Below are 10,802 nucleotides of genomic sequence, written 5' to 3'. Positions count from 1 at the left end.
GTCATTTATTTTTTGAAGAAGAATAAAAATATTTTTATTACCCCAATTATCATTAGTCACTTCCAAATAGCCATCTTCTATACAATATAAATTTACTCTCAACAGTTTCTCAATCTTAGTTCGAAATAATCCTATCGAAAAAGTTTACTATTATTCTCAATAATTACGAAAAAGTGTGTAAAAAGTCCTGATGGATTGATCGATTTGTTACTTTAGGCTAATCGGTATAAAAAAATTTTAAATACATTCTTCCTGTTATTCTATTTTTCAGTACATGATGAATAGTAATAATATATAAATGCTCCAATTATATCACTACAAGGAGTGGAAATATGGATTTTAAAAGGGAATTCATCTTAAAAACGAAAGCAATATATAAAGAAACTGTTACAGAAAATATGGCATACAGTAAGATGTGTGAAAAATTCGAATCATATTTTGTTGATTTAAAGGAGTCTTTAAAAAAGGAAATTGAAGTTTCGAATGGTGAGTTTGATATTATGATTGATAAAGATGGTGTTATTGAGGTCTTATTAAATCAAAGAGAGTTATTAATTACAATTGATGACGCTGGGGTAGTAGTTAGTATTAAATATTTCGATGAAGTGCAAAATGAACAGGTTGAAAATAAGATTGATATAATTGAATATGATGGTGGGGCATATAAGAGTCAAGTATTTCAATCACCTATTACTAGAAATATAATCGATAATTATTTAGCAATTGCGTTTAGAGATGATTTAGAGAAGAATTTTGAGAGTTATAGTGAATGATAAAGTGATTTATTTAAAAGTGAGCTGTTCCAGTTAACTAATAGTAAGTCTAGAGCTTGGAACTTCCAAGCTCTTTTAATTTGTTATAGTTCTTCCACTTGAAATCTTAAAACAGTTTTCAGTTTTTCAGCTTGAGTTTTTCTCGCATCAGAAATATAGATCTCTTTATGTGTATTTTGAACTCTTTGTAGATTATTCTCCATACAGAATTCTTCCATTCGTTTAAAAGTTCTTGGCTCGTCATCATAGCTTCCGATGTGCATGGTTTGAACACATAAGCCTTCAGTAATCGATTCGAGTTTTACGTTTGCTAGCAGTGGATTTTTCTTTTTTTGTTTAAGTTGATCTAAAATGATGTATGTTAAATCTTCTGAAACAAAGTCGGGTTGTCTTATCATTAATTTATATAGAAGATGATTTTTATTTAAATAGTCTAGTTTTCGACCTTCTTCATCTAAATCCCAAACACCTTCAAGAGGGAAGACTTTGTAATCAAAGTATCCTTCTTTAACAATGCCTTTTTTTGGTAACATTTTTTACTCACTAGAAAAACTCCCTTAATAATAAGTCAGTTTGGTTTATTTTGTTATGACTGTGCTTGTTAAAAACAAAAAGCAATCACATAAAGATGTCATTGCTCTCAAAAGTTTTAATGATATGTACGATAAACTCCTATTACTTTCCCTAAAATTGATACTTGTTTTAATAAAATAGGAAACAGGGCATCATTTTCAGGTTGAAGTCTAAAATGGTCGCTTTCTTTATAAAAGCGTTTTACAGTAGCTTCACTATCTTCGGTCATGGCAACAACAATTTCGCCATTTTCAGCAGTGAATTGTTTTTTAACGATTACAAGATCGCCATTTAAAATACCAGCATTGATCATACTATCTCCTTCTACTCGAAGCATAAAAACTTGTTCGTTAGATGGAGCGACAGATGTCGGTAAAGGGAAATATTCTTCTACGTTTTCGACTGCAGTAATTGGAATACCTGCGGTTACTTTACCGATTACCGGAATGTTAATAATATCGTTATAGATTTCACTGTATGATGCTTGTACTTCATTTACAACCGTTGCTGTATCGCCAAGAATCTCGATTGCACGCGGTTTCGTAGGGTCTCTTCGAATATAGCCTTTTTGTTCTAGTCTCTCTAAATGACCATGTACTGTAGAGCTTGAAGCTAAACCAACAGCCTCAGCAATCTCTCGAACTGAAGGTGGATAACCTTTAATTTTTACTTCGTCTTTAATATAAGCTAAAATTTCTGCTTGCCTTTTCGATAGTTTGTTCATTCGAATTTCCCCCTTGCCTATAAAGTAGATAATACGTTCCTCTTTATTTTTTTCATTATATCATGATAGGATATGATATACAAACGTTAGTTCTATTTTTTATTAAAGTAGTTTTCGTGTTCGTATGGAGGGAAGAGTTAATGAATGCAATAATTTACGCAAGAGTAAGTACAGCAAAGGATTCGCAAGAAAAATCATTACATAGATAAATAAATGAACTAACCGAATTAGATGAGCGGATGGGAATGTGTATTCTAGAAACAATAGGCGAACAGGACAGTGGTTATGAAGGAGAAAGAGACTTAAATATCTGTAAAAAATCTACTAAATACAATAAGAATCATTTTGATTTAGTGGTGTTGTTTATAATTTTATACAATTTATATTTTAAAATTTTAAAACATGCCCTATTTTTTTTTGTAAACCTATAGCCTTATTAAATTACTATCACAATTTGATGAAGTCAGATTCGTAGATTAAGAGGAGGAGAAAAAATGAAAGCAGTTATATATTGCCGAGTTAGTACAGAAAAAAATACACAAGATACTTCATTAAAAAGACAAAGGGAAGAACTAGAAAAATTAGCAAATATTAATAAACTTGAAGTGATTAAAATAATTGAAGAAAGACATAGTGGCTTTGATATAGAACGGGAAGGAATTATTGAAGCTTTAGCAATATTTAAGGATAAGCAGGCTGAAATCTTACTTTTACAAGACGATACCCGATTAGGAAGGGGACATTCGAAAATTGCACTTATTCATGAATTACGCAAAATGGCAATAAAAGTTTTTACAATACAAGATCATGGGGAGATATCTTTATCGGATGCGGATTTAATGGTCTTGGAAATATTAAGTACAGTAGAAGAGTTTCAACGAAGAATTGCTAATTATAAAATAAGCAGGGGGATGCGTAGAGCAGTCGAGAATGGTTTTCAACCTCACAAGAATATATCAAATAATCATTTAGGAGGTAGGGAAAAAAAAGAATTGCCTGTGGAAGAAATAATAAATCTTAGAAACAAGAAACTTACTTTTCATGAAATTGCAGCTACATTACGAGGTTTAGGTTATGAAGTAAGTAGGGCTACTGTTCATAGAAGGTATAAAGAATATTTCGATGAACTAAATCAGGATTCTATTAAAAATTAAAGAAAATTTAGACGTTGTAATTTAATAGTATATCAGCAAGCTTTTTCTAATAATCAAAAAGAAATACATAATATAATTTAAATAGATTTTCTCCTAATGATTATAGGATTTAGAATATCTTAACCTTGTATTAATGTAATGCCTGAATTATTTATAAAGTACTGACATGATGAGCCTCCTTTTACTTTTTTGTTTATTTATAAAATCGGTGAGTCCTGCACTGTTAAATTGTAACAAAAAATCGTATTTCGGGGTGCCAGGGAAAAGGAGCGAGTTGATAAAGAGCGTCATCTCGAATGTGTCAATCGATATCACATTTAAAAGCCATAAAAGGATCTAGCCAGCAAAGATGGATCCAATCCAACGACCTAATGCTGATTCAAGCTTCAAGCTTCTCTATTAATGCTTGATCGGATAAGTATACATAAACCATCAATAACAAGCGTGATCATAAACACTCTTAAAATAAACGTGATTCCTACCACCCATGCGTCTCTGATAACCGATTTACTAATCATAAGGGGGGATTATGAGCAAATTAAACTCTATTACTTGAGAATAGATAAGGTAAGAAAATCGCAATGATAAAATAATATTATGTTTACCATAATGATTTTTGAATTTACATTAAAGTCGTAAAATCTTAAAGTTTTAAAATAAGATACTGTAATTACTCTATTGATACTAGAGTTTTTGTCTTATCGATGTAAATTCGAATAATCCTGACGTTACCTCCATCAGGATATTTACATTATTGGGTTGACCCATCAACCCAATCTATTTTATAATTAAATTGTAAGAAAATTCCATCTATTAGGGTTGGAAGGGAGGATTGAATGCATCTTATATTACAAATAAAACAGAGGTGCATCTCAGTAGGCAACAAGGGCATTACAAATAAAAAAAGACAACGAAGAGCTAAATTGATTAATCGTGACAACACATCCATCTAACATTCACACAGCAGATATTTCTCAATCTTAAATTCCCCCTTTCAATATAGATTTTACATAATCTTTTATTTCTCAAATTCCATTTCTCATTATACGAAAACCACAAATTAATACTCTATGAAGGCCTTACCTACGCTTATATATTTAGATATAAATATATATAAAAAAATATAGAAAGGTGGTGAAGATAAAAAAGATATCCGTCAATAGGACTAATTGCAAGTTTTTGAGTTTTATGGAGCCGTCTTTCTATTCTTCCAGTTGGATCTACTAAGAATTGTATAAGCTAATGATCCATCAGAAGAATTAAAGACAATCGGAATTTAATTTTCATAAGTCCACTAAAATCGGAGGTAGAATATGCTAAGACGTCAAGCAAGGTTGAAAAATCTGGTAAGCTTGTGTTTATCAGTGGGTATGTTGCTTTCTATGCTTCCAACAGCATCTGCTGTTGGAATTGAAAAGGAGAACAAAATTAATAATGTTTCTAACAATCAAAACTATAAGACTATAGGAAAAGTAACAAAGATTACGAAAGAAAGAAATAATGTGTACTTGGATTTAGAAACAGGAGAAAAAATAAAAATTAACTTCCTAAAAAATAATGTTTTTCGACTGCATTTGGACCCAAAGGGCATTTTTGAAGAATATCCAACTCCTAATGAGCCTGAGCATGTGACAAAAATTATTGACAAAAGTGTTAGCGGTTACAATAAACAATATGGTGAAATTGACATTAAGGTTGATGATCGTGATAAAAATGTCTATAAAATATCCACTGATGCTTTAGAGTTAAGAGTAGATAAAACGACTTCAAAGATGAGCCTTTACGATAAAAAGAGATCAAAGAATCTTTGGAGTGAAAGTGAACCGCTAAAACATTCTAACGGAAGTACAGTTCAAACCCTTGATACAAAAGAAAACGAATATTTTTATGGAGGAGGTCAACAGAATGGATTTTATGCCCATAAGAATAATTCCATAAACATTTCAATCGGGGGAGGTTGGGATGCAGGAGCTGCATCAAGCCCAGTCCCTTTCTATATAAGCACCGAAGGCTACGGAGTCATGCGAAATACTTTTAAGCCAGGCGTTTATGATTTTACAAAAACTGCTACTTTAACTCACAGTGAAGACAGATTTGACGCTTATTATTTTGTAGATGATTCCATTCCAAAAATCATTAATGATTATTCAGAATTAACTGGGAAACCGGCACTTATGCCAAAATACGGTTTCTATTTAGGGCATGCAGATTGTTTTAATGGAACTCATAATGGTCATAAGGACCAACGAACACTCCTTACTAATGGATTAAATACAATAGATCAATATGCAGATCACGATATGCCGTTAGGATGGTTTTTACCAAATGATGGCTATGGATGTGGTTATGGCGGACTTGGTAATTTGAAGCAGTTCGTTGATAAAGCAAATAATCAAAAAGTAGAGGTGGGCTTATGGACACAAAGCAATCTCTACCCAGATCCTAATCTACCTGTTGATAGTCCTTTACGAAGAGACCTTGACGGGGAAGTTAAAGCAGGTGTAAGAGCAATAAAGACGGATGTTGCATGGGTTGGACAAGGATATTCCATGGCTTTAAATGCCACACGCCTAGCAGCGGAAGGAATTCAAAAAGAAGATAATTCAGGTGGTGCACGTCCATTTGTTATTTCGCTAGATGGGTGGGCTGGTACTCAACGTTATGCTGGATTATGGTCAGGCGACCAATATGGCGGTAATTGGGAGTACATAAGAATGCATATCCCTACTTACATTGGAGCAGGCTTATCAGGAAATCCAAACGTCGGCTCAGATATGGATGGTATATTTGGTGGAGATGCAAAAGTACAGACACGTGATTTCCAATGGAAAGCATTCACTCCTATCCAAATCGACATGGATGGCTGGGCATCTGGAGGCAATGATTACAGTAAATCTAAAAATCCATGGAATTATGGTGAACCATATGCGTCTATTAATCGGATGTATTTAAATCTAAAATCCCAGATGCTACCTTATATCTACACGATTGCTGAGGAAGCTACATCAAAATCCATACCAATGATTAGAGGAATGATGTTAGAATATCCAAATGATCCTTACACGTATGGTACGCAAACACAATATCAATATATGTGGGGGCCGAATCTATTAGTTGCACCATTATATGATGGAAACTCTAATGCAGCTGAAGTAAGGAACGATATTTATCTTCCAGATAAAAATCAAATTTGGATCGATTATTTTACAGGTGAGCAATACAAGGGAGGTTCAGTTCTTCATAACATTAGTGCTCCATTATGGAAGACCCCTGTATTTGTTAAAGCTGGGGCAATTATTCCAATGGCACCAGAAAATAATTCTATTAATGAATTAAATGGTTCTGAAAATAGAATATTTGATGTATATCCATCGGGAAAATCAGAGTTTACTCTATACGAAGACGATGGGAAAACTGTTGATTATAAGGAAAAGAAAAATACAAGAACGAAGGTTACTTCAAAGGTAATTAAGGAAAGAGCTGTTATAACCGTTGATACCGCAAAAGGAAAGGGCTATAAAGGGATGGTTACAAACAGGGGCACAGAAGTGATTGTCAACACACGTGTAATCCCGAGAGATATAACGGTTAAGGTTGGAAATAAAGATATTAATTTAAGGAAAGTTACGAATGAAGAGGAATATAAAAACTCAGAAAACGTGTACTTCTATAATGAACAGCCAAACTTGAACAAATATTCTACAAAAGGCTCACCATTTGAAAAGACTGATATTATTACATCACCAAAGCTTTATATTAAAGTAGGGAAAACAGACATCACAAAAAATAAAATAACTTTTACAGTAGATGGCTTCAATAATACTCAAAAGAAGGTTGTAGTAGATAAAGAAGTACCAACGATTCCATCGGGGCTTCATGCTGGTGACGCCAACATTACAGATCGAGAAATCAAATTAAATTGGGAAAAGGTTGATGGTTCGAATACAACTTATGATTTAATGATCGATGGTATTATTCATACAAATGTGTTTAAGTCAAGTGATAATCAGCAAACACCATTCTATCTCCATACAGGTTTAACATCTGATTCAGAATATTCTTATCGAATAAGAGCAACGAATACAAAAGGCTCTTCTGGCTGGAGTGATGAAATCAAAATAAGAACGAAGCTTGACCGATACAGAAATGTCCCTAAGAATATGACGGCAAAAGCAGATAGTGAACAGCCTGGACAAGAAGCATCTTTAGCAGTCGATGGCAAGGATGATTCATTGTGGCATACTCAATGGGGAGATGCTGGCAATAAACTGCCACATACCTTTGAGATTGATATGAAGCTAGCATATGAACTAGATAAGCTCGAGTATGTTCCAAGACCTGATGCAGGGAATGGGACAATATTAAAATACAATTTAGACGTAAGTCTAGATGGAAAAACTTATAAAAATATTATCACTGATGGAACATTTGAAAGGAATAATGAAACAAAAGTCATAGATTTTAAGGGAAATATTACTGCAAGGTATATTAAGTTAACCATTTTAAACTCTGTAGGCGGCTTTGGAAGTGCACAGGAATTCAGGCCATACAAAAAGGATAAAACAGGAGGAACCGTTGTAGGTGAGAATATACCGAATGGAGCCATTGATGAAGATGACCTACTCTTCTTTGCAAGCTATATGGGTGTTGACCAAAGGGATACAGCTTGGGGACAGGTATCAAGGGTTGATCTTAATTTTAATGGTGTAATTGATGCCTACGATTTAATGTATGTAGCATCTAAATTAGGTGAAAAACCTCTTCAAGCAACAGGAAGGCCGGTTGCCGGACTATTGGACATTAGACCAAGTAAGCAGCAGTTACAAAAAGGAGAGGAATTTTCAGTAGAAATAATAGGAGCAGGATTAAAGGATATCAATGCGTTTAACCTGGAACTAGGTCTGGATCCGAACAAATATGAATTAGTAAAAGAATGTAAACCTGACGGGACTTGCGGTGAAAATATTGTTACGCCTTCCAATGACATAGCCAATATGTTAAATTACTCCGCTCTTGCGGGTATTGGAAATTCTGAACAACGAATTATGGCTGCGTTTTCTAACAAGGGAACACAAAATACATTAGATGGTACGAAGACATTAGCCACGCTTAAGTTAAAGGCTAAGAAAGATCTTCAATTCGATATTCCAATTACCAGATCCTTACTAATTAATACAGCCTTTGACACTATTGATAAAATAGGAGAGGTTTTAACTCCGGGACAGGAACCAGGAGGGGTTGAACAACCACAAGAGCCTAAGGAACTGCAATTATCGGATAAAGATATGACAGTTACTGGTGATGGGGAAAAGATGCAGGGCGGTGCAGCAGCTTTTGCCAATTTGATTGACGGTGAGATAAGTGAAAATTCATTGGCGGAATTGAAATGGAGTCTCACTGGAAATGAAGGAATTTCACTACCGTTACCCGTTGATTTTAATTTTATTAAACCACAAGAGTTGACTAAATTTATTGTTTACAATCGCCCGCAATATACGAATGGCAAAATTAAAACACTAAGTGCCAAAATATATTCTGATTCTGGAAAAGAGTATGATCTAGGTGGAAAAAGTGTTCAATTTGACGACAAATCAGTAACTTTCGATATAGCAGTGGCTGATATACCGATTGGAACCAAATTTACAAAGTTATCGATTATCTTTAATGAATCGCATAGTGGGCCACTTATGTTATCTGTTGCAGAGGTAAAAGTTTTTACAAAGAACCCTGCTTATGTAGAGAAATAATAGTAAATATTTAGATATGTTATAGGAAATGCAACAGGACTACATTGCCAGCTATATATGTGACATCGAGGTTGATGGGGAAATCAATTATGATGTGAACATCTTTAGTTTCGACAGGGAGTCTTAATCTGTACCAGTTGCTTATCTGGCCTTACCTATTGTCATGGTTGACTCGATGGTTTCATTGCGGGTTAATAAAGGTTGGCAATACACCTGACACACCGTCGCCGATAGGAACAGTGTCCTTGTTGTTAAAGGCGAATAATAGAATTAAACAATCTAACTATTATTCTCATAATTTAGTTTCTATGAGTTATTCTTTTGTATAAATTTGTATCAACAACTCGATGTTATAATTGGTAATATGGAAAAAAAACTCGTCTTCTTTATTACAGTCATTTTAATTGTCTTGAAAGAGACAGTATACCCGTGGTTTGTAAAAATCTCGGGGGAAGGAAGAAAGATAAGGAAGTTTAGAGAAGAATCTCGAGCTTCCTTATTTTTTGATTTATTTTTAAGTCGTTTAGATAAAACATCATTATAATAGTTTGGAAGAAACTATACCGTTATAGAACCTGGTTGTTAGGTTGACTCGACAAGTGTCAGTGATATAATTTATGATATTAATAGAATCTAAGTAGGGTTTGGAGGCATGTTTAATAAAATGAAACCATTGCAGCATGAAAGTTTAATCCCACTTTATCACCAATTGATGGAAAGGCTAAAGGATTCGATTGAAAATGGAAATTGGACCCCTGGTGATAAAATCCCATCGGAAAATCAATTGATGGTTCAATTCAGTGTGAGCCGGAACACCGCTAAAAAGGCAATTGAGGAGCTAGTTCAAGAAGGGATCCTTTACCGAATTCAAGGTAAGGGTACATATGTGGCAAAACCAAAATTACAGCAGTCATTGATGGGATTCTATAGCTTTAGCAAAGTATTGAAAGAAAAGGGACTGAATCCAAAGGATATTATTCTGAAAATAGAAGAAGTCAAACCGACTGTCAAAATCAAAGAAGCGCTGCAGTTGAGTGAAAATATGAATGTCATTGAAATGAAACGGCTTCGCTGTGCTGAAGATGAGCCGTTTATTTTGGAATCATCTTTTATTCCGAAACATGTTGTTACAGATATAGAGCAGTTAAAAAAGGTAGGCGAAATTTCTTTATATGATTTATTTTCACAACAGTTCAATACCATTGTAACAAGAGCAAAAGAAGCGTTTGAACCAGTTCTCATCCGTGCCGACGAAAGTGAATATTTGCAATCGGAAGAAGGTCGTCCCGCACTTCTGCTTGAACGAACTGCCTACAATGCCAATGGTGAGCCTGTTGAATTTTGTATCTCCATTGTACGTGGCGATCGCTGTCGCTTTTACACAGAACTACGCTAATCATAACTCATAGCATTTTGTCTATGAGTTTTATATAAAGTTGACCTATACCAACAACCTAATAAATTTTAATCTTGTACCAATAATCCGTTGGAAATCAGCAAACAACGTCAAATGGCTGTTTCTTGGGTTGATCCCGTTTAAATGCTTAAATTGCGGTAATATAGGTTTAATAGTTTATGGTGGGATTGAGAGTTATAAACAGGCTTTTAAAACGATATAGTTCTTTTAATACTTAATAATTGTTGACGATAACTTAATAGAATGGACTCTATATTTTATAAGTTAAGGGTCAGTTTTTTTTATTTTTTTGATTATTTTAAATTTATTGCAATGGGATGTTCACATGTCATTCATATTACCTTTCTAAGATCCATTTGTAGAAGAATTGAAGAGATAGTTTAAAGTATTAATTGGAAAAATAATATTATTTTA

Annotated in this window: 6 protein-coding genes; 4 read left to right on the top strand and 2 right to left on the bottom strand. The window is 33.8% G+C overall.

Annotated features, from left to right (window positions below):
* The first annotated feature begins 332 nt into the window (after nucleotides 1-332).
* The gene (locus CN514_RS12785) at nucleotides 333-773 is read left to right on the top strand and encodes a hypothetical protein (RefSeq protein WP_098232923.1); all 441 of its coding nucleotides are present in this window, start codon (nucleotides 333-335) and stop codon (nucleotides 771-773) included.
* Nucleotides 774-856: 83 nt separating this feature from the next.
* Here CN514_RS12785 and CN514_RS12780 read toward each other — a convergent pair whose 3' ends face one another.
* Complete coding sequence (locus tag CN514_RS12780) at nucleotides 857-1,306, bottom strand: GyrI-like domain-containing protein (protein WP_098232922.1); 450 nt, start codon at nucleotides 1,304-1,306, stop codon at nucleotides 857-859.
* Nucleotides 1,307-1,422: 116 nt separating this feature from the next.
* Nucleotides 1,423-2,070, bottom strand: coding sequence for a transcriptional repressor LexA (gene lexA, locus CN514_RS12775; RefSeq protein ID WP_098232921.1), 648 nt, complete (start codon nucleotides 2,068-2,070; stop codon nucleotides 1,423-1,425).
* Between the two features lie 494 nt (nucleotides 2,071-2,564).
* Between lexA and CN514_RS12770 the strand changes: the two genes are divergently transcribed.
* From CN514_RS12770 to CN514_RS12755, 3 genes are all read left to right on the top strand, one after another.
* On the top strand, nucleotides 2,565-3,224 hold the full coding sequence (locus tag CN514_RS12770; protein WP_098232920.1) for a YneB family resolvase-like protein: 660 nt from the start codon (nucleotides 2,565-2,567) through the stop codon (nucleotides 3,222-3,224).
* A 1,313-nt stretch (nucleotides 3,225-4,537) separates the two neighbouring features.
* Nucleotides 4,538-8,971, top strand: a complete 4,434-nt coding sequence (locus CN514_RS12765; RefSeq protein WP_098232919.1) for a discoidin domain-containing protein — start codon at nucleotides 4,538-4,540, stop codon at nucleotides 8,969-8,971.
* Nucleotides 8,972-9,623: 652 nt separating this feature from the next.
* Nucleotides 9,624-10,367, top strand: a complete 744-nt coding sequence (locus tag CN514_RS12755) for a GntR family transcriptional regulator (RefSeq protein WP_286141668.1) — start codon at nucleotides 9,624-9,626, stop codon at nucleotides 10,365-10,367.
* Nucleotides 10,368-10,802 lie beyond the last annotated feature (435 nt).

It is taken from the genome of Bacillus sp. AFS001701 (assembly GCF_002559405.1).
GTDB lineage: Bacteria > Bacillota > Bacilli > Bacillales > Bacillaceae_G > Gottfriedia.
Note: the sequence above shows the minus strand (reverse complement) of the source record. Positions and strands in the feature narration are given on the sequence as shown.

Bases quoted from the DNA above. Each gene is read 5' to 3' on its own strand.
- CN514_RS12780 (WP_098232922.1), bottom strand. From the start codon at position 1,306: ATGTTACCAAAAAAAGGCATTGTTAAAGAAGGATACTTTGATTACAAA.
- CN514_RS12785 (WP_098232923.1), top strand. From the start codon at position 333: ATGGATTTTAAAAGGGAATTCATCTTAAAAACGAAAGCAATATATAAA.
- CN514_RS12765 (WP_098232919.1), top strand. From the start codon at position 4,538: ATGCTAAGACGTCAAGCAAGGTTGAAAAATCTGGTAAGCTTGTGTTTA.
- lexA (WP_098232921.1), bottom strand. From the start codon at position 2,070: ATGAACAAACTATCGAAAAGGCAAGCAGAAATTTTAGCTTATATTAAA.
- CN514_RS12755 (WP_286141668.1), top strand. From the start codon at position 9,624: ATGTTTAATAAAATGAAACCATTGCAGCATGAAAGTTTAATCCCACTT.
- CN514_RS12770 (WP_098232920.1), top strand. From the start codon at position 2,565: ATGAAAGCAGTTATATATTGCCGAGTTAGTACAGAAAAAAATACACAA.